At 71.6% G+C, this 25,021-nt stretch carries 23 protein-coding genes; 7 read left to right on the plus strand and 16 right to left on the minus strand.

All coding sequences use genetic code 11. From position 1 onward, the window contains the following. Positions 1 to 32 precede the first annotated feature (32 nt). Positions 33 to 320, minus strand: a complete 288-nt coding sequence (locus ABD120_RS04045; protein ID WP_343948307.1) for a hypothetical protein — start codon at positions 318 to 320, stop codon at positions 33 to 35. A 123-nt stretch (positions 321 to 443) separates the two neighbouring features. Here ABD120_RS04045 and ABD120_RS04050 point away from each other — a divergent pair, with 123 nt between their 5' ends. Together ABD120_RS04050 and ABD120_RS04055 are read left to right on the plus strand one after the other, a co-directional pair. Further along, complete coding sequence (locus ABD120_RS04050; protein ID WP_343948308.1) at positions 444 to 1,262, plus strand: helix-turn-helix domain-containing protein; 819 nt, start codon at positions 444 to 446, stop codon at positions 1,260 to 1,262. Further along, positions 1,259 to 1,495, plus strand: a complete 237-nt coding sequence (locus ABD120_RS04055; RefSeq protein ID WP_343948309.1) for a DUF397 domain-containing protein — start codon at positions 1,259 to 1,261, stop codon at positions 1,493 to 1,495. Before ABD120_RS04050 ends, ABD120_RS04055 begins: the two co-directional genes overlap by 4 nt. A gap of 18 nt (positions 1,496 to 1,513) precedes the next feature. Here ABD120_RS04055 and ABD120_RS04060 read toward each other — a convergent pair whose 3' ends face one another. After that, the gene (locus tag ABD120_RS04060) at positions 1,514 to 2,293 is read right to left on the minus strand and encodes a hypothetical protein (protein WP_343948310.1); all 780 of its coding nucleotides are present in this window, start codon (positions 2,291 to 2,293) and stop codon (positions 1,514 to 1,516) included. A gap of 112 nt (positions 2,294 to 2,405) precedes the next feature. On the opposite strand from ABD120_RS04060, the gene ABD120_RS04065 reads away from it, so the two are divergent. Continuing rightward, positions 2,406 to 3,332 (plus strand): zinc-binding dehydrogenase, encoded by a 927-nt coding sequence (locus ABD120_RS04065; protein WP_343948311.1) that lies wholly within the window; start codon positions 2,406 to 2,408, stop codon positions 3,330 to 3,332. Between the two features lie 6 nt (positions 3,333 to 3,338). On the opposite strand, the gene ABD120_RS04070 is transcribed toward ABD120_RS04065, so the two are convergent. The 7 genes from ABD120_RS04070 to ABD120_RS04100 form a co-directional block, all read right to left on the minus strand. Beyond that, positions 3,339 to 4,484: a pyridoxal phosphate-dependent aminotransferase gene (locus ABD120_RS04070; protein ID WP_343948312.1), complete on the minus strand. Its 1,146-nt coding sequence runs from the start codon at positions 4,482 to 4,484 to the stop codon at positions 3,339 to 3,341. Positions 4,485 to 4,524: 40 nt separating this feature from the next. Beyond that, positions 4,525 to 5,136: a PASTA domain-containing protein gene (locus ABD120_RS04075; protein ID WP_343948313.1), complete on the minus strand. Its 612-nt coding sequence runs from the start codon at positions 5,134 to 5,136 to the stop codon at positions 4,525 to 4,527. Positions 5,137 to 5,221: 85 nt separating this feature from the next. Further along, positions 5,222 to 5,686 (minus strand): hypothetical protein, encoded by a 465-nt coding sequence (locus ABD120_RS04080; protein WP_343948314.1) that lies wholly within the window; start codon positions 5,684 to 5,686, stop codon positions 5,222 to 5,224. An 18-nt stretch (positions 5,687 to 5,704) separates the two neighbouring features. Then, positions 5,705 to 7,339: a tetratricopeptide repeat protein gene (locus tag ABD120_RS04085; RefSeq protein WP_343948315.1), complete on the minus strand. Its 1,635-nt coding sequence runs from the start codon at positions 7,337 to 7,339 to the stop codon at positions 5,705 to 5,707. 272 nt (positions 7,340 to 7,611) lie between these two features. Continuing rightward, positions 7,612 to 8,901, minus strand: coding sequence for a DMT family transporter (locus ABD120_RS04090; RefSeq protein ID WP_343948316.1), 1,290 nt, complete (start codon positions 8,899 to 8,901; stop codon positions 7,612 to 7,614). 733 nt (positions 8,902 to 9,634) lie between these two features. Beyond that, on the minus strand, positions 9,635 to 10,117 hold the full coding sequence (locus ABD120_RS04095) for a GNAT family N-acetyltransferase (RefSeq protein WP_343948317.1): 483 nt from the start codon (positions 10,115 to 10,117) through the stop codon (positions 9,635 to 9,637). Next, positions 10,117 to 11,667 carry an NsdA family TPR-like regulatory protein gene (locus ABD120_RS04100; RefSeq protein WP_343948318.1) on the minus strand — a complete coding sequence of 517 codons (1,551 nt, stop codon included), beginning with the start codon at positions 11,665 to 11,667 and terminating at the stop codon, positions 10,117 to 10,119. The genes ABD120_RS04095 and ABD120_RS04100 overlap by 1 nt, the downstream gene beginning before the upstream one ends. 303 nt (positions 11,668 to 11,970) lie before the next feature. Here ABD120_RS04100 and ABD120_RS04105 point away from each other — a divergent pair, with 303 nt between their 5' ends. From ABD120_RS04105 to ABD120_RS04115, 3 genes are all read left to right on the plus strand, one after another. Further along, a complete protein-coding gene (locus ABD120_RS04105; protein WP_343948319.1) occupies positions 11,971 to 12,249 on the plus strand; it encodes a hypothetical protein in 279 nt (92 codons plus the stop codon). 468 nt (positions 12,250 to 12,717) lie between these two features. After that, positions 12,718 to 13,638, plus strand: coding sequence for a mechanosensitive ion channel family protein (locus ABD120_RS04110; RefSeq protein WP_343948320.1), 921 nt, complete (start codon positions 12,718 to 12,720; stop codon positions 13,636 to 13,638). Between the two features lie 16 nt (positions 13,639 to 13,654). Continuing rightward, positions 13,655 to 14,035 (plus strand): globin, encoded by a 381-nt coding sequence (locus tag ABD120_RS04115; protein WP_343948321.1) that lies wholly within the window; start codon positions 13,655 to 13,657, stop codon positions 14,033 to 14,035. Positions 14,036 to 14,078: 43 nt separating this feature from the next. Here ABD120_RS04115 and ABD120_RS04120 read toward each other — a convergent pair whose 3' ends face one another. Together ABD120_RS04120 and ettA are read right to left on the minus strand one after the other, a co-directional pair. After that, complete coding sequence (locus ABD120_RS04120) at positions 14,079 to 14,498, minus strand: acyl-CoA thioesterase (protein WP_343948322.1); 420 nt, start codon at positions 14,496 to 14,498, stop codon at positions 14,079 to 14,081. Positions 14,499 to 14,770: 272 nt separating this feature from the next. Then, positions 14,771 to 16,435: an energy-dependent translational throttle protein EttA gene (gene ettA, locus ABD120_RS04125; protein ID WP_343948323.1), complete on the minus strand. Its 1,665-nt coding sequence runs from the start codon at positions 16,433 to 16,435 to the stop codon at positions 14,771 to 14,773. Between the two features lie 130 nt (positions 16,436 to 16,565). Between ettA and ABD120_RS04130 the strand changes: the two genes are divergently transcribed. Further along, positions 16,566 to 17,591 carry a fatty acid desaturase family protein gene (locus tag ABD120_RS04130; RefSeq protein WP_343948324.1) on the plus strand — a complete coding sequence of 342 codons (1,026 nt, stop codon included), beginning with the start codon at positions 16,566 to 16,568 and terminating at the stop codon, positions 17,589 to 17,591. On the opposite strand, the gene ABD120_RS04135 is transcribed toward ABD120_RS04130, so the two are convergent. The 5 genes from ABD120_RS04135 to ABD120_RS04155 all read right to left on the minus strand — a co-directional run bounded on the left by ABD120_RS04135 (position 17,588) and on the right by ABD120_RS04155 (position 24,998). Beyond that, on the minus strand, positions 17,588 to 19,444 hold the full coding sequence (locus ABD120_RS04135; RefSeq protein ID WP_343948325.1) for an ABC transporter ATP-binding protein: 1,857 nt from the start codon (positions 19,442 to 19,444) through the stop codon (positions 17,588 to 17,590). The genes ABD120_RS04130 and ABD120_RS04135 overlap by 4 nt on opposite strands. After that, positions 19,437 to 21,236, minus strand: a complete 1,800-nt coding sequence (locus ABD120_RS04140) for an ABC transporter ATP-binding protein (RefSeq protein ID WP_343948326.1) — start codon at positions 21,234 to 21,236, stop codon at positions 19,437 to 19,439. The genes ABD120_RS04135 and ABD120_RS04140 overlap by 8 nt, the downstream gene beginning before the upstream one ends. Next, positions 21,233 to 22,399: a lanthionine synthetase LanC family protein gene (locus ABD120_RS04145; RefSeq protein WP_343948327.1), complete on the minus strand. Its 1,167-nt coding sequence runs from the start codon at positions 22,397 to 22,399 to the stop codon at positions 21,233 to 21,235. Before ABD120_RS04145 ends, ABD120_RS04140 begins: the two co-directional genes overlap by 4 nt. Positions 22,400 to 22,470: 71 nt before the next feature. Next, on the minus strand, positions 22,471 to 22,620 hold the full coding sequence (locus tag ABD120_RS04150; protein ID WP_343948328.1) for a hypothetical protein: 150 nt from the start codon (positions 22,618 to 22,620) through the stop codon (positions 22,471 to 22,473). A gap of 44 nt (positions 22,621 to 22,664) precedes the next feature. Continuing rightward, entirely contained in the window at positions 22,665 to 24,998 is a 2,334-nt protein-coding gene (locus ABD120_RS04155) for a hypothetical protein (protein WP_343948329.1), read from the minus strand. Positions 24,999 to 25,021 lie beyond the last annotated feature (23 nt).

The following is a 25,021-nucleotide window of genomic DNA, read 5'->3' on the forward strand; positions in this document are numbered from 1 at the left end:
GCGGCGGACGTGGGCCCGTTCCCCCTTCTCCTTCAGCGGAGGAGCAGGCCCGTGTAGGCGACGGCGTCGTCTGCCCCCGAGAAGACGGCGACGGCGTCGGGCCCGCGCACCACGTATCCGTCCGACACACTCACGGTGACCCCGCCCGCGACCAGCGTCGGACCGTCGGGCTCCGGCGGGTGGAACCTCCCCCGCACCAGCCGCAGCCGCAGCCGCCGTACCAGCAGGGACCTGATGCCCACGCTCGCGAGCCCTTCCTGCACCAGCCCCAGCCTGCTGAGCTGCTCCTCCTCCGACTGCTGCGAATAGAGCGTACTCATCGGCACTCACGCTCCCAGGGTTAGCGGATTCCTGATACCAGAGTGCACTCGCACGACTACCCTAGGTACACGAACGACGGCGTTTGTAGAACGCTTGTAGAACCCCCACTCGTGGAGCGGCCGATGCCTCCTGCCCGCGAGCTCGACCCCGGTTCGAGCGCGCTCGCCTTCTTCGGCTCCGAGCTGCGTCAGCACCGGGTGCGCGCCGGGCTGTCCCAGGAGCAGCTCGCCGAGCGCCTGAGCTACTCGCTGTCGCTCGTGTGCGCGATCGAGCTGGCCAGGCGCACGCCCTCCCGTGACTTCGCCGAGCGTGCCGACCAGGCCCTCGGCACCGGCGGCGCCCTCGTCCGCCTGTGGCCGCTGGTGCGCAATGCCGCGCATCCGGCGTGGTTCCGGCCGTGGCTGGAGATCGAGCAGGCGGCGCTGGCTTTACTCACCTGGCAGCCGCTGCTGGTGCCCGGCCTGCTCCAGACCGAGGAGTACGCCCGCGAGGTGCTCAGCCAGGAGCCTGCCGCGACCGACGAGCAGATCGAGGCGGCCATCACGGCCCGCATGTCCCGCAAGGCGATCCTGCACCGGCCGGACCCTCCGATGTACGGGGTGGTGATCGACGAGTGGGTGCTCTACCGGCCGATCGGGGCACCCGCCATCATGCGCGCCCAGGTGCGCTCACTGATCGAATCGGCCTGCCTGCCCAATGTCACCTTGCAGGTGGTGCCGAGAGAGTGTCCGGCCGTGGCCGGGCTGACGGGGGCGTTCGTCATCGCCAGGATCCCTGGCGACCCCGACCTGGTCTATGTGGAATCCGCCAGGGAGGGGTATGTGTCGGACCGCCCACCGGACGTCGAGTCGATCGCACGGCGCTTTGACGTCATCCGATCGCTCGCGCTGCCAGTGAACACAACACTAGATCTGCTGTCGAAGGTGGTGGAGGAGATATGAGAGATCTCCAGTGGCGCAAGTCCCGTCGAAGCGGGAGCAACGGTGGAGACTGCGTCGAAGTGGCAGTCCTCACCGAACCCGAGGAAACCCTGACGCACAAGTCCGAGGAGGACCTGCTGTTCGTCCTGCGTGACTCGAAGGATCCGCAGGGTCCCCGGCTGTTCTTCACATCCTCCGAATGGGACGCGTTCCTGCTCGGGGTGAAGGACGGGGAGTTCGACGACCTGAGGTGAGGAGGAGGCTGGGCGCCCTCAGACGGCGCCCAGCTCGCGCAATGTCGTGGCGAGCAGGCCGCGCAGCAGTTCGCCGCCCGCCGCCTCGTGGACGTCCTCCACGGGCAGCCCCTTCGCCACATTGTCCCGGTAGACCTGCCGATCCTTCTCCACCGTGTACGGCTGGGCGGTCAGCGCCACCGCGACCGTGACGTCCGTGCCCGCCTGCGGCAGGACGACGACCGCGTGGGTGCGCAACGTGGTCTCGTCGGCGGCGCCGTACCAGCCGCATTTGACCGCCGCGTCGGCGACGCCGGCGACCTCGCGTGCCCCGAACGTCTGCCCCGCCCCCACCTGGCGCATCCAGCCGAGAACGGTGTCGGCGACCGGATCGCCCGCGAGTGCCGCCTGTGCGAGGGCGGCGTACGCGGTGGCGACCTCGTCCGCAGCGACCTCCACCGACCCGAAGCGGGACAGGTCGGCGCTGGGCGGCGACCAGGCCACGCCGGTGCGGCGGGCGATGCCGTCGAGGATCACGTGCGGGCCGACGGACAACCACAGGCCCAGCGTGTCGGCGTTGGAGGAGACGACGACGGCGGGCTCTGCGTGCTCTGCCCAGCGGGCCGTGTCGAGGTGCTCGGCCGCCGCCCAGGCGTACAGGGGCTTGAGCAGGGAGGCGCAGCGCAGCCGGGTGAGACCGTCGGTCGCGGTGATCGTGCGGGCGGTCGTAGCGCCGTAGCCTCGGGCGATGCCCGCCGCGTGGGCGCTGGCGCCGGGCCGCAGCCGGCTGAACAGGTCGTGGAATGAGGTGGCCACCACGCCTCTACGGTAGTGGGTCGCGCCCTCGGATCTCTCAAGCACGGCGGGGTCACCTCTAGCGGAGTATTTCGCTCCGTTAGAGTGTGCTCCGTTCAGAACGTGGAGGTCTGTGATGAGAGCGATCGTGCTCAGAGAATACGGCGGCCCGGACAACCTCGTCGAGGAGCAGGTGCCGGAGCCGGCGCCCGGCCCCGGCCAGGTGCTGGTCGAGGTGGCCGTGGCGAGTGTGACCTTCGTGGAGACGCAGGTTCGCGCCGACCGGGGCCCACGCCGGGTCCCGCTGCCCGCCGTGCTCGGCAACGGGGTCGCGGGCACGGCGCTGACCGGCGAGTTCGCAGGCACGCGGGTGGTGAGCACGACCGGCGGTACCGGCGGGTACGCCGAACGCGTGGCCGTACCCGCCGACGAGCCGATCCCGGTGCCCGACGGCGTGTCCCTGGCCGCCGCCGCCGCGTTGCTGGCCGACGGCCGCACGGCGCTGGGCCTGCACAGCGCCGCCGCGCCCCGGCCCGGCGAGTGGGTGCTGGTCGAGGCGGCGGGCGGCGGGGTCGGCAGCCTGCTGGTGCAGCTCGCGAAGGCGGCCGGGGCGCACGTGATCGGCGCGGCGAGCAGCCCGGCCAAACTCGACCGGGCCCGCGAACTCGGCGCCGACGTGGTCGTCGACTACACCGCCCCCGACTGGCCCGAGCGGGTCCGGGAGAAGGTCAAGGAACTCGACCTGGTCTACGACGGGGTCGGCGGGCAGGTCGGGGCGAGCGCCCAGACGCTGCTGCGCGAGGGCGGCCGCCTCAGCTCGTACGGCATGGCGGGCGGCCCCATGACCGTCCCCGGCCCCGGCGTCACCCCGGTCGAGTGGCCGGCGACCCGGCCCCGTGACCTGTCGGTCATGGCGCTGGCCGAGGCGGCGGCCGGTCGGCTGCGTCCCACGATCGGCCTGCGCCTGCCGCTGTCCGAGGCGGCGAAGGCGCACGCCGCGATGGAGGCGCGCGCGGTCACGGGCAAGACGCTCCTGTTCACCGGCGACCCCTCGGCGGGGTAAGGGGCTTCAGCCGATGGCGGCAGAGAAGCGGGCGCGCAGCTCCAGCAGCCGCCCGACGGGCTCGGCGCTGTAGACGAGCCGTACGTACCTGCCGGCCACCTTCTCACCCCAGGCCGTCATCGGGGTGGCGGCTACGCGTCCGCGTTCGAGCAGCCGCGCCGACAACTCGGGCGCGCTCATCCCGATCGCCTCGGCGTCGACCAGGCACGACCAGCCGCCGCCCGCCCGCACCACCGGCAGCCCGTCGAGCTGCTCGATCACGGTGTCGTGGCGGGCCTGGTACTCGGCCACGGCGGCCTCGACGCCGCTCGGCTGCGACAGCGCGACCGCCGCTCCCATCTGGGCGAAGCCGCTGGCGACCGTGGTGTTGTAGATCGTCGTGACCCCGATCCGCTCCATGATCTGCGGCGGCCCGGCGACCCAGCCGATCCGCCAGCCGATCATCCGGTACTCCTTGGACACCGATCCGATGACGACGGTCCGCTCGGCCAGCCCGGCGACCCGGCAGGGGTTGATTCGCGGGTGGCCGTCGTAGACGATGCGCTCCATCGCGGCGTCGTAGATCAGGTAGGCGTCCGTGCGCTCGCACACGCGGGCGACGGCGGCCCAGTCGTCGTGGTCGAAGACGACGCCCGAGGGCATGGACGGGCTCATGAGCAGCAGCGCCGCCGCGTGGTCCACCCGTTCGAGCGCCTCGCGGTCCAGGCGCCAGCCGCCGTCCGCGACGACGAGGGGCACCAGGTGCGGTTCGGCCCCGGACAGCCGTACACGCTGGAACAGCCCGGCGTAGGTGGGGTCGGTGAGGACGACGCGCTCGCCCGGCTGGGTGGTGGCCAGCAGGACGGGCATGACCGCCGAGGTGCCGCCGGAGGTGACCACGATCTGTCTGATCGGGTCGTAGTCGAGGCCGGTGCGCACGCGCAGGTCGGCGGCGATGGCCTCACGCAGTTCCGGCAGGCCGTTCAGGGGCAGCCAGCTGTTGCCCCGGCCTTCGGTGAGCGCTCTGGCGGTGGCTTCCACGGCGGCGGGCGGCGGGGGGACGTCGGTGTCGAGGTTCTCCAGCCGCAGGACGTCGGGGTCGGACCCGGCGGCTGCCGCGACCTTGTCGAGACCGATCGGCTGGACATGGGTGAAGCGGGCGTTGTTCCGCATACGGAACACCATGGCCCCGCGCTCCTTCGTGTGTCAAGACTCAGCACCACCAGCGGCGCGGGCAGTACAGACGCTCCCGCCCGCCCCAGTTGAACCCGACGACCAGCCTGATCTCCTGCCCGATCACCAGCGGCGCCCCAGGACTCGGCCACTGCGCCACCACCCGGTCCACGCCCGGCCGCATCCGCCGCGACGGCTTCCGCGACACCCGCACCAGGTCGATAACCTGCCCGAAGACCTTCCGCGTCCAGGCGCTGTCGCGGCCGACGGCCCTGGGCATCCGGGCATGCGTGCGATAGAAGCGCCACTCGGCCGTCGTCAGGAACCCGACCTCGACCGTCGTGCCCCACGGCACCGGCCGGCCCGGCGCGGGCCGTACCGAGTGGATGAGGCAGACCTCGTCGGGACGGCAGATCGACGACGGCGTCAACCCCCGCGAGACGAGCCTGAGGCCGAGCCGCTGCACCCGGCGCTGGGCCGCGTCGAGCCGCTCGCCGTCCAGCGACGGTACGGTCACCCGCATCCCCGCCGCAGCGCTCGCCCCCGCCCCGCTGTGCCCGCACCCACCTGCGGGAACCACCACGAGCACCGTCGCGAACACCGCCGGGAGGGTACGCCTGAGCGCACCCCCGAGCCGCCGTCCGATCACCATGAACGCCTCCAGGGTCCGGCCCCGAGGCGATCACGCTAGCGCCAGGCCGGGGACCCCAGGTGGCCCGTGTCCGGTAATGGACAGCTCACCGGGTGCCGGTCAGCACCGTCCAGGCGAAGACCAGCGGGACCACCGCCGCCGTCGCGCCCAGCGCCACCGCCCGGTAGCGCGCCCTGACCTGCCGGTCCGTGGTGAACGCCGCCACCACGCCCGCCGCGCCGAACTGCGCCGCCGTCACCACGCTGTGGGGCACCCAGCCCGGCCAGTCGGAGACGAACAGGTAGCCCAGCCGGAACGACACGAACAGCCCGGCCGCCAGCAGCGCCGTGTTCCGCGCCGGGGCGACCCGGGTCGCGCGCAACGCGTACCCCGCCACCACCAGCACGCTCCCGGTGATCGCCAGTTGCCCGCCGACCAGCGGGTACAGGCACGGCCACGCCTCGCAGCCGACCCCCTTGTACACCAGCTCGACGCTCGCCCACCACAGCACTCCCAGTGCCGCGTAGACCGCCCCCGCCCTGCCCAGCCGCCCCCACATGCCCTTCATCATGCCCAATTCCGCAGGCGATCAGAGGGCTGCGGCCAGCTGTTCGTCGGCCTCCGCCTCCGCCGTCCGGCCGAGTGCGCGCAGGCCCACCGCCCGGTTGGCGTACAGGTCGGCCTGAGGCTCCAGCTCGATCGCCCGGCTGAGGTCGGCGACCGCGCCTTCGGCGTCGCCGGTCTCGAAGCGCAGCACGCCGCGGTTCGCCCAGGCCCCCGCCAGGCTGGGCGCCGCCGCGATGGCCAGGTCGAAGGCGCTCATCGCCGCCTGCGCCCGCCCTGCCGCGGTCTCCAGCTGGCCGAGCACCGCCAGCAGATACGGGTTGCCCGGCCCGACCACCAGCCCGGCGTTGACGTCGCTCCGCGCCTCGTCGTCGCGTCCGGCGGCGGCCAGCAGCCCCGCCCGGTTGATGTAGGCGTCGAGGTAGCCGGGGTCGAGTTCGAGCACGTGCGTCAGATCGGCCAGCGCCCCCTCCGGGTCGCCCCGCGCGATGCGCAGCTCGGCCCGGTTGTAGTACGCCTCCGGCAGCGGCGGGCCCGCCCGCATCGCGTTCTCGTAGTCGGCCAGCGCCCGGTCGTGCTCGCCGAGCGAGAACCACAGATTGCCCCGGTCCACGTAGTAGTCGGGGAAGAACGGGTCGATGGCGATGGCGGCGGCGTAGTCCTCCAGCGCCTCCTGCGTGCGTCCCAGCGCCGCCAGCAGCTGCGCCCGGTTGGCCAGCAGGACCATCCGGTGCAGCGGGTGGCGCTCCCCCAGCTCGGCCGCCAGCTCCAGGGCCGAGTCGACCAGGCGGAGCGCGCGTTCGATCTTGCCCAGCCGGACTTCCACCAGTGCCAGGCCGTTACGGTCGAAGCCCAGTTTGAAGGCCCGTTCCATGGGGTCGGGCAGCAACTCGGAGATCGCGATGGCCTGGTTGAGCCAGCCTCTGGCGCGGCCGAGGTCACGCCGGGCCGGGTCGCGGTGGCGGGCGTCGAGCATCGCGATGCCGTACGCGCCCGCCGCGTGGACGGCCGGGTCCTGGCTCACCCTGCGGGTCCGCTCCCACAGCCGCCGGGCCTCCGCCGTACGGCCGAGGCCGCCGAGCGCGGTGGCGGTGCGCTGGGCGAACCGCCACCACGCCGGACTGCCGGGAAGCGCCCGGCCCATCCCGAGTTCGCCGAGCTCGGCCACCGCGTGCAGGAATCCCTCCCGGACGCAGCGGTCGACCTCCTCCCACAACTCGTCGGGGCCGCGTTCGTCGGCCGGCGGCGCGGGGCCGTCGGCGTAGACCACGACCGTCAGCCGGTCGGCCGGGATCCGCCGCGCGAGCACGGCGAGCAGTTCGCCGTCGGTCGGATCGGCGGCCGAGCCGTTGCTCACCACCAGGGCCGTGCCGGGCGGCGCGACCGCGCGCACGAACTCCGCCACCCCGTTCGCCAGCCTGAGCGTACGGCGGGGCGCGGGGACCAGGATCCGCTCGTCTTCGGCGAGGGCGTCGTCGAGCGGGGTGCGCGCGGCGGGCACCGCGTCGCGCAGACCGGGTGCCACCGCCCTGATCTCGATGTCGTGGGCGGCGACGAGATCTCGGGAACGTTCCAGGGCGATCGGCACCAGGTGGTGCAGGAGCGCCGACCCTGCGGTGTAGGGGCCGTGGAGACGGCGATGCGCGTCGACAATCGGCATCAGCAGCGGCACGGCATCCCACCGGTCGGGCGGTGCACCCTGGACCCTCAGGTGGGACCGGTCTCCTCTCACCCCTTGTGGATGACGCTGGAGGTACCGGTGAGCTTCGCTGTTCCCGGTTTCCGAATGACGATGCGTTTCATGGTGCACCTCTCTAGTACAAGGATATTTCACCATTATTCGGACACTCCACCGAATATCAAGATTTATAAGGAATAAGTTCCTTTGGAGATGGGTAATGGGCGTTGTTGATTTTGTCCGATATATGGTTTTTAATGTGGCCGAAACCATGAGGCGGTCGTTTTCGCCTGCTCCGACTCCTCGACGAGTTCGCACAGGCAGCGGCCCAGCACCGTCACCGACCGGCAGCAGCCCGGCCCCGGCATGCTGCGCGCCCTGACGATCGCGCTCGCCCGCTGGAGCATCCGGTCGAGGCTCGGCTCGTCGCCGCCCTTCACCGCCCGGTTGCTCCACGGACACGCCTGCTCACCACACCCCGCCAGCATCGGGTACGCCGAGGGCGCACGGTCGAACCGTACCGGCTCGTCGTGCTTGACCCGCAGGTCGGCGAGCACCTGCGACGCACGGCGGGACACTTCGAGTAACGCCAGGTTCGACGAGCACGACGGGCCCGGCGGGCCCTCGGGGCCGGAGTCGTCGGCCGGTTCGGGATCCCTCGGCGCCGAGATGGCCAGCAGCATCGCCGCCCCCATCAGTCCGCCGCCGACCAGGAGGCTCAGGCCCACCTGCTCGCCGAACCAGACGACCGCGATCGCCGACACCCACAACGGCTGCGACGACATCAGCACCGCGCTCGGCACCGCCGGGACGTGCACCTGGCCGTAGGACCGTGCCAAGAACCCGAGCGCGCACGCCACCACCGACAGGTGCGCCAGGATGAGCCAGTCGCCGTTCGTCGCGGGCATCACGAGACCGTCGCGGCCCGCGTACACGCCGGTGAGCCCGCCGATCGTGCCGAGTTGGATGACCGTCACGGCGTAGGCGTTGAAACTGCCGGAACGCGGAGCACGGGAGACGCGGGCGAGCAGCAGCGTGTGGCCCGAGTACAGGGCCGCCGCGCCGAGCGTCGCCGCCAGCGCGCCCTGGTGGATGTCCTGGTCCTCGCCCCCGCTGAGGATGCTGAACACGCCCATCGAGGCCATGGCCAGCACGACCCCCGCCCAGACGCGGCCCTGCACCTTCACGCGGAACAGCGCCAGCCCCAGCAACGGCGTGATGATCACACTGCTGCCCACCGCGAAGCCGGACACCGACGAGGGCAGGTCGTCCAGAGCCACCGCCTGGGCGAACTGACCGACCCCGAACATCAGGCCGAGCGCGATCCCGGCCGCCCACGTCTCGCGCGACAGCCCGCGCAGGCACCTCGGCCGGATGGCCACGAGGGTGAGCGCCGCGATGCTGTAACGCTCCGCGAGCAGATCCTCTACTGGTAACCGGACAATGAGATCCTTCATCAGCGGAAACGCCGACCCCCAAGCGGCGCTGACGAACAACAGAAGCACGGCTCCCAGGAGGGGTCGGGGAGCGGGCACGCCTGCCATGTTGGAAGCATCTCACTACAATCCGAAGTGGTCGCAGCACACGTTGGCGCTGGTGATGCTCATCTACCACTCAGTGTGAAGGTACTCACCCGGAGGTTTGCACATCACTATCCGGCGGCCCATCGCACCGGGCTATTCACCGATAAGCGCCGGACCATTTCCCACCCGTTCTCACACCCCGCCGCCCCTCACACAGCGTAACCATCCACCTGTTCCCCACCCTCGAAGCAACCCACCCTGACCACCCTCGCCCCTCCCTTCTCCGGCAAGCGTGGGCAGCCGCCAAGCACGGATTGCGCGTGAGTGAGGGTGCACAAGCGTGAGCAGGTGGCCGGCGAACCGTATGACGGGGCCGGCGTAGGCGGACAGCGCGGCGTGGGCAGACGAACCGGCGGACTCGGTCAGGCGCTGCCAAGGGAGCAGACCTCAGCTCGCGCGGGCTGTCTTCGGCGCCGAACAGACAGAAGGGGTGCGGTGAGATCGGCGCCGGATCACGGCGGCCGGCGCGGGCCGGGCCGGGGGTAAGAGGGCGGCGTTGCGGTGGGGGGTGGAGCGGGGAGTAGCGCCTTGGAGGCCGGCGAGAGGCGACGGAGGGAGGGGTCGCCATGGCTGGGCCGTAACAGAAGGGTCCTTGAAGCCCTGACAGAAGGGTCCTTGAGGAGGATCCCGGACGAGCCGGTGCCGGATGCGACTCACGTGGCGCGGCCGGAGCCCGATTCCGGATCGCCGGCGGTCAGAGGTCCGCCGTCGTGGTGATGAGCGGCTTGTGGACGTACACGATCACGTGGCTGCCCACCTGCTCGCGGGCGGTCTCCCGCCAGCCTCGGCGCGTGTAGAGCGCCAGCGCCACCTCCTGCCGCACCGTCGTGTCTCCCCGCATGCTCTGGAAGCCGAGCTCCATCGCCCGCGCCTCCAGCGCCTCCAGCATCGTCGACCCATGACCGCGCCCCTGATGGGCAGGGTGCACCCGCAACCGGCACAGTTCAACGCACGACGGGTCGATCGGTCTCAAGCCGCCCATCGCGACGACCCGCCCACCGGCCTCCCCCACCAGGAAGTCGCCCCCGCACGCCAGGTAGATCTCCTGGATGCGGGGGAAGTCGTCGTCGTAGTAGACACCGTCGCCCGGCACCAGACCGACCTGGGCGAGGGCGATCCGGTGCAGAGCGAGAATGGTGTCCAGGTCAGACCATCGGTAGCGTCTGATCTTCAGCATCAGGCACCATTGCTCCCTCTGCCGGTCATGCTCCTGGTGCGCAGTTGCTCGCCGAAGGCGCGCAGTCCCGGGTGGTTGGGGTCACGGACCCTGATCGCCTTCTCGAACTCGAACGCGGGCCGCATGATGAAGTCGGTGCGGTACTCCTGCCCGAGCAGTTGGAAAGCGTGGGTGGCGATGTTGAGCGCCTCGTCGAGGTTGCCCTCCAGGAGGCGGCAGGTCGCCATGTCGAGCCGGATCAGGGTCTGGTCGAGGATGTGGTCGGAGTATTTCTGGAGGGCCTGTTCGAGGACCGCGTCGGCCTCCAGCGTCTGCCCGAGCTTGGTGAGCACGTCGCCCTGGTAGAAGAACAGCTGCTTCTCCGTGTAGCCGAAGGCGGTGTCCTCCTGCTCGTCCTCCTTCATGTTGCTGAAGGCCGTACGCGCCCGGGTGAGCGCGCGTTTGGCCTGGTCGACCACTTCCTTCTTGCTGTCGATGCCCGAGATCGTGGCGAGCGCGCGCGCCTCGATCACCGGTGCCATGGCCTGGGCGGCGCACGCCGTGTGCCCGGCCAGGTCGCGGCTCTTCTTGGCGAGGTTGAGCGCCTCCCGGGCGTCGCCGTAGTAGAGCGGGACCAGGGCCTCGCGCGCGGTGATCCACGCGCGCAGCGCGCGGTCGCCGGTCTCGTCGGCCGCGGTGCGCCCGGTGCGGAAGAAGGACCGGGCCAGCCGGTGGTCGCCCAGGTTGATCATGATCATTCCGCAGAGGCCGGCGAGCTGCGCCGCCATCCGGCACAGCCGCTCCTGGAGATCGATGGGCTGGCGGTGCGCCATCGCGATGCGGACGGCGTTCAGTTCGAGCATGACGTCGCACAACAGCCGCAGCGGAGCCGTGGTGGTGTACTGACGCCCGAAACTGATCGTCGCTTCCTCCCACTGGTCGAGCATGGCGGCGGAGACCGTGGCGGACACGAGGGTGTCGTCCATCCGCCGGCGGATGCCTTCGAGGGCGCCGAGCACCTTGCCGTCGAGGGACCTCGCGGGGTTCTCGAACATCGCGTCGCCGGTCAGCAGATCTAACAACGCGCGCCGGACGATGTTCTCGTCCTCGCTGCCGCTGTCGGTCGACGGGGCGGGGGCGGCGTTGAGCCCGAGCCGCATGTCGCGCTGCTTGGCGGCGCGCGGGTCGGCGGAGAAGTCGTCGCTGGGGCGCACCATGCTGATCGAGCGGTGCCCGCTGCCGCAGATGCAACTGGCGCTGAGGCCGAAGGCCAGCGGCTCGACGCTGTAGACCATGCACAGGTAGTGCAGGTACTCGGGGCCCGGCCGCTTGAGCCCGCTCTCGTAGGCCGACAGCAACGTCTCGCCGATGCCGGGCGGCGGCTTCTTGTCGCGCTCGAACAGGGCTCTCACCTGCTCGATCACGTCGGCCAGGGCGATGCCGTGCGACAGCCGGTGGCTCTTGATGCGCGTCGTGCCGAAGTGAGGCGAGCAGGCCCGGTGGATCTCCACCGCGATCTGCGCATGGGTCAGACCGGCGGCGAGGCCCTTGGCCCGGATGCGCCGCGCCATCTCGGTTTCCCTGTGTTGCCTGCCGGACATACCGGCCCCTCTCACACCTGAGTTCCGACGGTTGCGAACCGTTCACGCAGTGTAACCTGAAGGTCGCACAGCGCCTAACCGGAACTATGGACGACCGATGGCGAGTTGGGAACGTGCACTTGAAGCTTAGGGATAAGGATCGTCCTACGGAGGACTGTTTCTTACATCCCATGAGGAACAAGCGACTCCCTGTGAGCAAGGATGCGTCGTTGCGTCACCCGCTGTCTTGAGTCATGTTTGGCCCACCAGTCACGACTCAAGGGAGGGAACGAGGTGGGCGGCGACAGCGTCGGGCATCTGGAACGGCTCGTGGCGGAACTCAGTACCCACGGTCTGCTCGCCCGGGTGGTGAGGACGCAGTCCGGCCGGACCTTCGTCCGGGTCATCAATCCCGAGGCGACGAGTCTGTCCGAGAACGTCACCTGCCGGCCGACGCCCGACGTCCCGGACTGGTGGTACTGCTGGTCCTGGGGCGAGCGGATGCACACGGCCGACGATCCGGCCGGAGCGGCGACCAAGGTCGCCCGCGTACTAGCCGCGGTGGGGGAGTGACGAGACGGTGAACCGGGTGGAGCGCAGTCACCCCGGCTCACCGAGCCCACGCGGCCTCATGGAGCCTGCGGGACGTCCGGTGCGGAGGGCGACCCCGGCAGGGGCCGCCCTGGCCGTCCCGCAGGCTCCGGCCTCTGCGCCCGCATACCGCCCTCCCGCGAGGAGGGTGTTCGGGGGAAACCCTCCCGGAGAACGGACGGAGCACGCTTCCGGGTGCGCGCGCCGTCCGAGTCGTCCGTCACCGGAGTGCCAGGCCCGCCTTCCGCGGCCCCGGTTCTGGCAACCGTCTTCCCCGGCGTGATGTGACGGCGGCCGGTTCGGTCGGCGGTATCGTTTTTGCGGCATTTGCCATGAATCGACCGCCGACCGAACCGCATCCGAGGGAGGATCCTTCACGTGCTGGCCACGCCATCACCCACGCCGACACCATCAGCCCCTCCCGGCGGGCTGGAGGGAAAGTTCAGCCAAGTGACCACGCAGATGTCGCAGATGTGCACCAACGACTCCATCTGTAACATGCTCGCCGGCTGGTTCCAGAACGCCGCCTGGGCGCCCCTCGTGGCGACCCTGCTGGTGGTCGTCATGATCCTGGTGATCGCCATCGTGGTGCGCAAGCTCATCCACCGCGTCATCACCCGGGTGGTCAACCAGGCCTCCAACTCCGCGCCCTTCACCGGCCGCTTCCGCAAGGGCGGGCCGGGCATCGAGGGCATCGACGCGCTCCTCAACGAACGCCGCAAGCAGCGGGCCGAGACGATGGGCTCGGTGCTCAAGCACATCGCCTCGATCGTCGTCATCGGCACCGCGATCCTCACCGTCCTCGACCGCCTGACCATCCCGATCGCCCCGCTGCTCACCAGCGTCGGCATCCTCGGCGTCGCGATCGGCTTCGGCGCGCAGGAGCTCGTGAAGGACTTCATCGCGGGCATGTTCATGCTCCTTGAGGACCAGTACGGCGTCGGCGACGTCATCGACGTGGGCGCCGCCGTGGGCACCGTCGAGGCGGTCACCCTGCGCATCACCCGCCTGCGCGACGCGGACGGCCGGGTCTGGTACGTCCGCAACGGCACGATCGCCCGCGTGGGCAACGAGTCGCAGGGCTGGTCGCGCGCCTACATGGACGTGCCCGTGGCCTACGACTCCGACGTGGCCATCGTGCGCGACCTGCTGGAGGAGGTCGCGGAGAAGCTCTGGGAGGACCCCGACTTCCGCGAGACGCTGGTCGTCGAACGTCCGATCGTCTTCGGCGTCGAGCAGGTCTCCGACATCTCCCTGCTCTTCCGCGTCTCGGCCAAGACCCTGCCCGCCCGCCAGGCCGAGGTGGCCCGCGAACTCCGGCTGCGGGTCAAGAAGGCCCTCGACGACGCGGGAATAGTCATCTCCGCCTGACGCTTAAGGTTATGACGTGACTGAGATTTCCTTCTATGACGCCGCCGGGGGTGAGGACACCTTCCGGCGCCTCGTGCACCGCTTCTACGAGGGCGTCAAGGAGGACCCCTTGCTGCGGCCCATGTATCCGGACGAGGACATGGAGGGCGCCGAGGAGCGCCTGCGCGGCTTCCTGATCCAGTACTGGGGCGGCCCGACGACCTACAGCCGCGAGCGCGGCCACCCCCGGCTGCGCATGCGGCACGCGCCGTTCGTGGTCGACGAGGCGGCGCGCGACGCGTGGCTCAAGCACATGCGGGTGGCGGTCGACGAGATCGCGTTGCCCGAGGAGCTGGAGACCAAGCTCTGGAACTACCTCGAGTACGCGGCGCAGAGCATGGTCAACACTCCTTCGTAGCAAGTCTCCCCAACCCGGGGTTGAGATTTCTCCCCCGGGTCCCTCAGTCGGCCAGGTACCGCTTGAGGTGGACGAGTTCGTCCTCCTCAAGCCGGCGGGGCGCGGCCCGTTCCACGTCGTAGGCGACCATCACCGAACGGGCCGAGGCGTACACGACTCCGTCGGACGTGACCTCGTGCTCCAGCGTGAACCGCACCGGCCGCAGGCCGGTCACCCAGGTCTCCACGAGCACCGGCTCGGGCTGGAAGTTCAGCGGGCGCCTGTACTCGATCTCGTGCCTGGCGACCACCAGCCCTCTGAAGGGGGTCTCTCCGGCCTGGTGAAGGTCGAGGAACAGCAGCGCGTGCCTGGCGTCCTCCAGGAAGTCGAAGAAGCGCACGTTGTTGACGTGGCGCAACGCGTCGATGTCGCTGAACCGGATGCCGCGCGGGAAGATGTGCCGCCGAGGTGGGGAGTTTTCCACCCCACCACGGTATCCGCGCTCAGGAGGTCGGCACACCCCGGCGGCTCCCAGGCCGGGCAGCGCGTGCCGCCTGAAAGCACGTGCGGGCTACCCGTGATGCGGGCGTCGTCGCGGTGGGCGGTGGGGCGGTGAGGGGCGCCGGAGAGGCCGGAAGCCCGGCCGACGGGTGGTGTCAGCCGGGCTTCGCCGTAACAGAGGCCCTTAACAAAGGCCCGTAACAAAGGCTCTGAACAGACCTCGCGGCGACGGAGGCGCCGCAGAGTACGCGAACCTCAGTCGCGGTGCAGCTTGCGGTAGGTGACGCGGTGGGGGCGGGCGGCGTCGGCGCCCAGCCGCTCGATCTTGTTCTTCTCGTAGTCGGCGAAGTTGCCCTCGAACCAGAACCAGTTCGACCCCTCCTCCCACGCCAGGATGTGCGTGGCGATGCGGTCGAGGAACCACCGGTCGTGCGAGGTGATGACCGCGCACCCCGGGAAGTCGAGCAGCGCGTTCTCCAGCGAGCCCAGCGTCTCAGTGTCGAGGTCGTTGGTCGGCTCGTCGAGCAGCAGCACGTTGCCGCCCTGCTTGAGCGTGAGCGCCAGGTTGAGGCGGTTGCGCTCGCCGCCCGACAGCACCCCGGCCTTCTTCTGCTGGTCGGGGCCCTTGAAGCCGAACGCCGCGATGTAGGCCCGCGAGGGCACCTCGACCTGGCCGACCTTGATGAAGTCGAGCCCGTCGGAGACGACCTCCCACACGTTCTTGGCCGGGTCGATGCCGCCCCGGCTCTGGTCGGCGTAGGAGAGCTTGACGGTCTCGCCCACCGTGATCGCGCCGCTGTCGGGCTTCTCGCTGCCGGTGATCATACGGAACAGCGTGGTCTTGCCGACGCCGTTGGGGCCGATGATGCCGACGATGCCGTTGCGCGGCAGGTCGAAGGTGAGGTTCTCCATGAGCAGGCGGTCGGTGAAGCCCTTGGTGAGCTGCTCGGACCTGATCACCGTGGTGCCGAGGCGCGGGCCCGGCGGGATCTGGATCTCCTCGAAGTCGAGCTTGCGGTGCTTGTCGGCCTCGGCCGCCATCTCCTCGTAGCGCTGCAGCCGCGCCTTGCTCTTGGTCTGGCGGGCCTTCGGGTTGGAGCGCACCCACTCCAGCTCGTCCTCCAGGCGCTTCTTGCGCTTGACGTCCTTCTGGCCCTCGACCTTCAGACGCTGCGCCTTGGCCTCCAGGTAGGTGGAGTAGTTGCCCTCGTAGGGGTAGCAGCGACCCCGGTCGAGTTCGAGGATCCAGGTGGCCACGTTGTCGAGGAAGTAACGGTCGTGGGTGACGGCGAGGACGGTGCCCGCGTACTTCTCCAGGTGGGACTCCAGCCACTGCACGCTCTCGGCGTCGAGGTGGTTGGTCGGCTCGTCGAGCAGCAGCAGGTCGGGCGCCTCCAGCAGGAGCTTGCACAGCGCGACGCGGCGGCGCTCGCCTCCGGACAGCTTGGTCACGTCGGCGTCGGGCGGCGGGCAGCGCAGCGCGTCCATCGCCTGCTCCAGCTGTGAGTCGAGCTCCCACGCGTTGCGGTGGTCGAGCTCGTCCTGCAGCTTGCCCATCTCGGCCAGCAGGGCGTCGCTGTAGTCGGTGGCCATCAGCTCGGCGATCTCGTTGAAGCGGTCGAGCATCGCCTTGGTCTCGGCCACCGCCTCCTCGACGTTGCCGAGGACGGTCTTCTCCTCGTTGAGCGGCGGCTCCTGCTGCAGCATGCCGACGGTGTAGCCGGGCATGAGCTTGGCATCGCCGTTGGACGGGTGCTCCAGGCCCGCCATCATGCGGAGCAACGTGGACTTGCCCGTGCCGTTGGGGCCGAGGACGCCGATCTTCACCCCCGGCAGGAACGACAGCGTGACGTCGTTCAGGACAACCTTGTCGCCGTGCGCCTTGCGGACGCGCTGGAGCGTGTAGATGTACTCGGCCATGCCCACTAGCTTAGGGCGTGCGGGCGCCCGCTTCCGCCGTCCGGGGCCTCGGGGGGTGGGGCTAGCCCTACCACGGATCGGGGTGTGAGCGGGCTTAGTCCGTAGGGTGATCTCCAAGAGGATCGTCCCCATGACCACCGAGACGATCGCCGCTCCCGGCAGCGACTACGCCCGGCTGCTCCAACGTGTGACCGACGCCGGCCTGATGCGCCGCCGCCCCGGTTACTACGCCGTCCGCATCGGCGCCATCGCCGCCCTGTACGGTGCCGGGCTGGCCGCCTTCTTCCTGCTCGGCGACTCGTGGTGGCAGCTGCTCGTGGCGGTCTTCTTCGCCGTCATGTTCGCGCAGGTCGCCCTGGTCTCCCACGACGTCGCCCACCGGCAGGTGTTCCGTAAGAGAAAACCCACCCAGTACGCCGGATGGGTTCTCGGCAACCTCATGGTCGGCATGGGCTACGGCTGGTGGATGGACAAGCACACCCGCCACCACGCCAACCCCAACCACGAGGAGCTCGACCCCGACGTCAGCCCCGACTTCCTGGTGTGGAGCACCGAGCAGGCGCAGGCCAGCACGGGGCTGGCCCGGTTCATCGCGCGGCGGCAGGCGTTCCTGTTCTACCCGCTGCTCCTGCTGGAGGGCCTGAACCTGCACGTGTCCGGGTTCCGCTCGCTGACCCGGCCGACCCTCAAGCACCGCGCGGTCGAGGGCGTCCTGCTGAGCGCGCACGTACTCGTCTACCTCGCCGCCCTGTTCGCGGTGCTGTCCCCGGTGAAGGCGCTGGTGTTCCTCGCCGTCCACCAGGGACTGTGGGGACTGTACCTGGGGTCGGTGTTCGCCCCGGGCCACAAGGGCATGCCGACGCTCAAGGCCGGTGAGAAGCTCGACTACCTGCGCCGCCAGGTGCTGACCACGCGCAACGTGCGCGGCGGGTGGTTCACCGACCTGGCCATGGGCGGGCTCAACTACCAGATCGAGCACCACCTGTTCCCGAACATGCCGAGCCCGCACCTGCGCGCCGCCCGGGTCCTCGTGCGCGAGCACTGCGCCGGGATCGACGTGCCGTACTACGAGACCGGCCTGCTCACCTCCCACCGCGAGGCGGTGGAGCACATGTACCGGATCGGCGTGCCCCTCCGCGTCGGCACCGTCGGCTAACCCACCAGGGACTCGTCGTCGAGGGAGTCGAGGGAGTCGCTCCACGAGGGCCTGGTCTCCTCGTAGCCCTTGGCGTGCAGCCGGTAGAGCGTGGCGTACAGGCCGTCCTGGTCCATCAGCTCCTCGTGGCTGCCGGACTCGCGGATCGTGCCGCCGTCCAGCACCACGATGAGGTCGGCGGTGCGCACGGTCGCGAACCGGTGCGAGACGAACACGGTGACGGTCCCGTGCGTGGACTCGGCGGCCGCGAGCTGGAAGCGGCGGAAGATCTCGTACTCGCTGGCCGGGTCCAGGCTGGCGGCGGGCTCGTCGAGGACGCGCAGGATCGGCGCCTCCCGCATGATCGACCGGGTCAGCGCGATCTTCTGCCACTGCCCGCCGGACAGGTCGGTGCCACCGGGGAAGGTGGGCCCGAGCTGGGTGCGCAGCCCGTGCGGGAGCAGGCCGGGCAGCGCGGAGGCACCCGCCCGGTCGAGGGCGTCCAGCACGGCGGGCTCGTCGTCGATCCTGGGCAGGTCGCCGATGCCCGCGGACTCCTGCAGCGGGAACTCCAGTCGGCAGAAGTCCTGGAAGCACGCGGTCACCCGGTCGCGCCAGGAGCGCACGTCGTAGTCGGCCAGATCGGTGCCGCCGTACGTGATCCGGCCCCCCGTCGGGTCGTACAGCCTGCACAGCAGCTTGACCAGCGTCGTCTTGCCCGCGCCGTTCTCCCCCACGATCGCGACCGTACGGCCCGCCGGCAGCCGCAGCGACACCTCGCGCAGCACCGGCCGGGCGGCGTCCGGGTAGCCGAAGGAGACGTTCTCCAGCACGAGGTCGGCACCGGCGGCGGGCGGCGGGGCACACTCCCGCTGCGGCCGGATCCGGGCCTTGGCGTGGTCGTCGAGCCACAGGTAGTAGCCCGTGGCGCGCAACGCCTGCTGCATCCAGGTGAGCATCTGGACCAGCCCCGCCACACTGCCGGTGAGCTGGCCGGCGAGTGCGACGGTCAGGACGACGTCGCCGGCGCTCGCCTGGCCCCGCAGCGCGGCGGTGACGACGAGGTAGAGCGCGCCGGCGAACCCGGCGCCGAAGACCACCCAGCCGGCCGACGTCCAGAGCGCGGTCCTGGCCTCGGCCCTGCGCCGGGGACCGTCCACCTGCTGCCACAGGGCGCGGTGGCGGCCCGCGATCTCCTCTTGCAGGCCGTACACGCGCAGTTCTTTGGCGGCGCCCGGCGAGCAGGCGGTCGTGAACAGGGCCTGGCGGAGCCGCGCGGGCGCGACGGTCGCCTCCTCCGCCCCGGCGACGGCCCGCTCGCCCCGCCGGGCGGCGAAGACGGTGGGCAGCGCCAGGAGCAGCAGAAGGAGGAACTCGGCGCGCACGCTCATCAGCAGCGCGACGGTGGAGCCGAAGGCGACGAGCGCCCGCAGGTTCTCCACGAGGGCGCCGAAGGCGGAGCCGAGCCAGGTGCGGTTGGCGCGGAGCAGTTCGAGCCGGTCCTGGTAGGGCGGGTACTCGTGGTGGTCGAGGTGCGGCAGGCCGCTGCACATCTCCATGATGCGCTGGTCGAGCAGGAGCCCGACGCGCTGCTGGAGGCGGATGCGCAGGTCGGCGGCGACCGTGGCGGCGAACTGGCCGACGACCAGGGCCCCGGCGAGGATCAGCGCGGCGATGATCATGCCGGGAAGGTCGGCGGCGACGGCGGCGTCCACCATGCGCTGCAGGCCGACGGCCGTGGCGGCGGCGACGGCGCCGACCACGGGCGCGAGGCCGACGACGAGCGCGGCGCGGCGGGGGTCGGCCTTGAAGGCCGCGCCGACCAGCAGCGCGATGGAGCGGAGCGCGACGCGCGGGGAGGTTCGGTCAGACATGGCGGGCCTCTCTGAACGGCTCGCTCTGCAGCGTGAACAGGTGGGCGTAGCGTCCGCCGAGCTCCATCAGCTCCTCGTGCGAGCCGTATTCGAGGACCCGGCCGTCGCCGAGCACGCAGATCCGGTCGGCGAGCCGTACCGTGGCGAAGCGGTGGGACACCAGGATCGTGGTGAGGCCGCGGGTGATCTCCAGGAAGTGCCGGTAGATCTCGGCCTCGGCGCGGACGTCGAGGTTGGCGGTGGGCTCGTCGAGCACCAGCACCTTGGCGCCGTGCTCGACGGCGAACAGGGCGCGGGCCAGCGCGACCCGCTGCCACTGGCCGCCGGACAGGTCGGTGCCGCCCTCGAAGCGGCGGCTCAGCGGGGTGTCCCATCCGGCTTCGAGGCGGGGCAGGAAGTCCCCCAGTCCGGACAGTTTGGCGGGGCGGTCGAAGGCGGCGTCCGAGTGGTCGGCGCCGACCCGGCCGAAGCCGACGTTGTCGCGCAGCGGCAGTTCGTAGCGGACGAAGTCCTGGAAGACGATGGCGAGCTGGCGGCGCCAGGTGTGCGGGTCGATGGTGCGCAGGTCGGTGCCGTCCACCGTGACGCGGCCCGTGTCCGGCTCGTACAGGCGGGCCAGCAGCTTGATCAGGGTGCTCTTGCCCGCCCCGTTCATGCCGACGATCGCCAGCGACGACCCGGCCGGGACGGCGAGGTCCAGGCCCTGCAGCACAGGGCGGTCCGGATAACCGAACCTGACGTCCTCGAATCTGATCTCCCGCGCGGGCAGCCGCTCGTCCGAGGCGGTGGCGCCGACGCCCCGGTGCTCGGCCTCCACGTCGAGCCGGCCGATCGCGAGGGCGTGGGGGACGGTGGCGCCGGCGCGGGTCAGGATCCATTGGACGTCCCCGATCCAGCCCAGGGCGCCCATCCCGGCGGTGGCCTGGAGGGCGACGGTGACGGCCTCCGCGTCCAGGCGGCCGTCGGCCGCGGCGAGCGCCAGGTAGGCGAAGACGGCGAGGTGGGCGAGCGCGAGCAGGACGGGGCCCGCCGTCCGGCTGAGGAGCCTGGCCGAGCCGTCGAGGGCGTCCATCCCGCCGAGCCAGGCGCGGGTGAAGCGCTCGTGCGCCCAGTCCTGGAAGCCGAAGACCCTGATCTCCTTGGCGGCGGCGTCGCCGATCGCCAGGTCCCTGGCGTAGGCGGCATGGCGCAGCGCGGGCATCGACTCCGCTTCCGCGTCGACGGCCTTCTTGACCTCGCGCAGCCGCCAGCGCGACAGCGCGATCCAGGCGGCGGCCAGCGGCAGCGGCAGCCACCAGGCGACGGTGGCCAGCAGGATCGCGGCGGCCAGTCCCGCCAGCCTGCTGGAGACCAGCCGGGCCAGCGAGTTCACGGCCTGGCCCGGCGGATGGCCGGAGGCCAGCCCCTGCGCGAGCTGGATGCGGTCGGCCACGGCCGGGTCGCTGAGATGGCCGATGCCGACCGGGCGCAGCGCCCCTTCGAGGGTCGTCTGGCCGAGCCTGGCCTCCAGCCGCCGCGCCAGTTCCCCGGACAGGAATCCGGACACCGGCTGCAGGCCCAGGCGCAGCACGAAGACGGCGATCAGGACGCCCAGGTGCAGCATCGCCGTGTCCCGGTCGGCCGCCCCCTGCGCCACATCGCCGACGACGGCGGCGCTGGCCAGCATGAACCCGCTGGTGAGCACGGCCTGCGCCACGAGGACGAACGCCAGGGCGGCGCTCAGCCACGGCGACATGCGCGGCAGGACGCGGACGACCTCCAGCACCCCGTTGGCGGGGCGGGCGCCGCTCATCGCAGTCCCAGGGCGCCGAGCCACCGCCGGTCGCCTCCGGTCATGGTCAGCAGCGCCGACAGCACGCCGGGAGCGTCCTCCTGCAACGACCAGCCGGTCGCGGCCAGTTCGTCCAGGCGGCCCATCAGGTGGGCGGCCAGATGGTCGGCGAGGCTCTCCGCCCCGGCCAGGCCCATGTAGCCGGCGAAGGCGTCGAACAGCAGCATCAGCCCGGCGGCGCCGTGGCACAGGCCCAGGCCGTCCAGGTACAGCTCGTCGTCGTAGGCGGCGACGAAGGAGCGGGCCGACTCGGCGGCGAAGGCGCCCAGTTCGGCGTCGCCGAGGACGCGGGCGACCTCCCACAGCGTCCAGGCGTTGCCGGGGCAGCCGTAGCACCACGCCTGCCGCCGTCCTGTGCCCTTGGGCGCGCGGTGGCCGTCCGGCCGGGTGGTGCCGAACGGCCAGGTGATCACTCCCCTGTCGTCCACGTAGGACTCGGCGACGAGCCGGGTGCCGAGGCGCCGGAGCAGTTCGCGCAGCCCGTCGTCGAGGCCGTCGGCCTCGGCGGCGGCGCGCAGCGCGGTCATGACGCCGGGCAGGCCGTGCGCGAGGCCCAGGTTGACGCGGCCGACGTTCCACCCGCGCAGCTTCTCCCCGTGGTACTGGTCCACCCGCAGCAGGGGCAGGTCCTCGCCGTGGCACAGGCGCGCGAGCGCGGCCGTCAGCGGGGCCCGTTCCGCCCAGGTGGCGTCCGGGTCGAGGGCGAAGGCCAGCAGGACGCCGGACGGCCCCCAGATGAGGTCGTAGTCCTCCCAGCCGACCTGCGAGGTCCGCCAGCGCGGGGCGGCCACGTATTCGACGAGCCTGGCCCGCTGCGCCTTCAAGGGGTCGTGCAGCCGGGGCCAGGTGGCGGCGGCGATCCGCAGGGCGAACATCCGGCCGGCGGCGCCCGCGCCGTACAGGCCGGGGTGGCGGCTCGGGGTACGGAAGTCGCGCAGCCAGGCGGCGATGGCGCGGGCCGAGGGCGCGTCGCCGGGCGGCCGCTCGCCGCCCGCGACCAGCGTCGCCAGCACGACCGGACCCGCGTCGCACCCGCCGCGCTCTTCCGTCCTCGCGTACTCGTCAAGCAGTGTCTCGGCGGCCGCCCGCACGGCGGTCCGCTCCAGCACGTGGGTGGGTGTCACGGCGTTGCCCTTTCGGCGTTCGGGGGGATCCGCCAGGGGCGCCGCTCCGGCGCCCCTGGCGGGCTCGTGGATCAGCAGGTCCCGGTGCAGTGGCCGCTGCAGCCGACCGTGCCGTCTGCGGGGGCGTCGAGGCCGTGGACCTCCAGGTCCTCGACCAGGGCCTCGACCTCGTCCTGAGGCTCGGTGCCGTCCTGGGGCTCGGGTGCGGTGTTCTCGGACATGGACGTCGCCACCTCTCCTGTTCGGTGTTCTGACCTTCGGCCGGTCACGTCGATCCGGCCGAAACCTGTGCCGCGAGCGCCGCCAGTTCCGTGGGCGGCATCGCGTGGGGCAGTCGGAGCAGGACCTCGGCGGCGACCTGTCCGCCGCCGTGGTCGCTCACGCTCAGTTCGTCCGCGGCGGGGAGCATCTCCGTGACGGTCAGCTCCTCCCCTCCCGCCTTCAGCACCTGCTCGATCACCCGCAGCGCCCTGACGCTGTCCAGGTCGCAGGCCAGCGGCCGGTAGCCGGAGGCGCCCGCGACGAACACCCACCTGGGCAGACCGAGCCGGTCGCGCAGCCGGGTGAGCGTGCGGAACCCGGCGAGGTCCCCGTCGGCCGCGAGTTCCGCCGAGGGGAGGCGCCACTGGGCGGCGGAGACCACCAGCGATCCGGCCACCGTGATGCGCGGGACGTGCGCCTGCCCGGGGAAAGCCGTGAGCGAGCGGCGCAGCCGCCTGACGTTCGCCGCGTGCTGCGGGGAGTCGGCGCAGAGGATCGCGGTGAGGACGCTCCACGGCACCAGCGGGGTGCGGGTCACATGGGTGCAGATCCGCACCGGGGCGCCGGCGTGGCAGACCACGGCCCGGCCGTCCTCGCTGTGGACGGTCAGCTCGCCCAGCGGCAGGTAGCGGGCGCCGCCCTCCGCCCACGCAGTGCCGTAGTGGCGGGGGTCGGGGTCGCCGGTCCACGCGGAGGTGTACCTCGGCCTGCGTACGGCGTTGGCGGCCTGCTCCACCATCGGCGGCATCAGCAGCTCCACGGACGGGATGCCGGTGATCCGGTCGAGTTCGGCGAGGAAGTCGCGGTATGCCTCCGCCGAGGGGACCGTTCCGTGCAGCCGCCGCAGGGTCTCGACGAAGCGGGCGTCGAGGACGGCGGCGGGGGCGAGGTTGTCGAGCGCCCAGCCGCCCGAGGGCAACGGGCGGACCACGCAGTCCACCGGCCAGTCGAGCCGGGCCCTCGGCGCTCCGGCGGCGTCGAGCATCGCCTCGGTGACGTCCCAGCCGGGCGCGGCGGCCAGCAGTCCGAGCAGCCGCGCGTACCCCGAGCCCGTACGGCTCGGCACCGGCCAGCCGTGGTCGGGCGGCGTCCGCTTGTCCAGTTCCCCCTCCTCGACGCGGGCCGCGATCTCCTCGGCGAACACGTCCATGACGGGACGCGGCCGGGGGCCGATCCGCTCGCGCAACCGGGAGGCGCGCCCGCCGGCGTCCGCGTCGACCAGGAGGCTGAGCCTGCGGTACTGCTCGACGGCGTGCTGGAGGTCCGCCAGGTCGGCGGTGAAGGCGCCGGCGGCCCGCCGGTAGACGTCGACGAAACCGGTGTCCGCAGCTCCGTGCTCCGGCGTCGTCGCCGTCCACCGGCCGGGCCGCTGCCGCAGCGGCGCCGAAACCTCCAGCACGCCGAGTTCGACGAGCCTGCCGACGAAGCCGGGCGGCGCGGCAGGCTCCAGGTCCGCCACCGGGCGGGTGCCGCCGCGCAGGGCCTCGACGACGGGTCCGAGGGCGGCGGCGTACCGCATCCGGTAGGTGAGCAGGCGGTGGTCGGCGGAGGCCGGGTCGGTGGTCCAGATCCTGAGGCGGTCGCCCTCCATGCGGTGCAGCGGCGTCAGCGCCAGCAGGTGGCCGGGGTCGAGCGCCTTGCCCGAGCGGGCCAGGTCGTGGCGTCTGGCCTGGACGTTCTCCGTCCAGTCGACGGCGACCTGCCCGTTCACCGACAGGCCGGGCCCGGTGGGTGCGACGGGGATCAGGCAGACGTGGCCGAGCCAGGTTCTGGGCGTGGTCTTGGCCGCGCCTCTGGCGATCATCCGCCACAGGTAGTCGCTGCGCCTGCGCATGCGCTTCGAGGTCCACGGCTCGCCCCCGGACAGGCGGCGCTCGATGTCGGCGACCACCTCGGGCGGCAGGCAGGCCCGGCCCCCGGGCACCTCGTGGAGCAGGTGCCACGGCGCGGCGAGCAGCCGGTCGTGTTCCTCCGCGAGGAGGGCTCGCACCCGCTCCTCGCGCCGCCCGACGTCGGCCGACAGTGCCAGCATCCGGTCCAGGCAGGGCGAGAGCTCCGGCGCGATTCGCTTCAGGCGGGCGCTCTGGTCTTCCGGCAGCGGGCGGCCCCGGTGCAGGCCGCGCCGTACGGACAGGGTGGTGCGCCGCGCCTCGGCCGGCAGTCCGGGTCTCGGCACCAGTTCCTCGCCGAGCCGTACGGCCAGGGCCGCCGCCTCCCGCCGGTAGGCGGACTCGGCGTGCTCCAGGGCGCGGACCCCGGCGGCCAGGCCGGGCGCGGCGGCGGCCAGCCACAGCCGGATGGGCAGTCCCGCGACCCGGAGCACGGCGGACTCGCTCATGCTGATCATTCGGCTGCTGGTCG

It is taken from the genome of Nonomuraea longicatena, from assembly GCF_039525605.1.
Lineage (GTDB): Bacteria > Actinomycetota > Actinomycetes > Streptosporangiales > Streptosporangiaceae > Nonomuraea > Nonomuraea longicatena.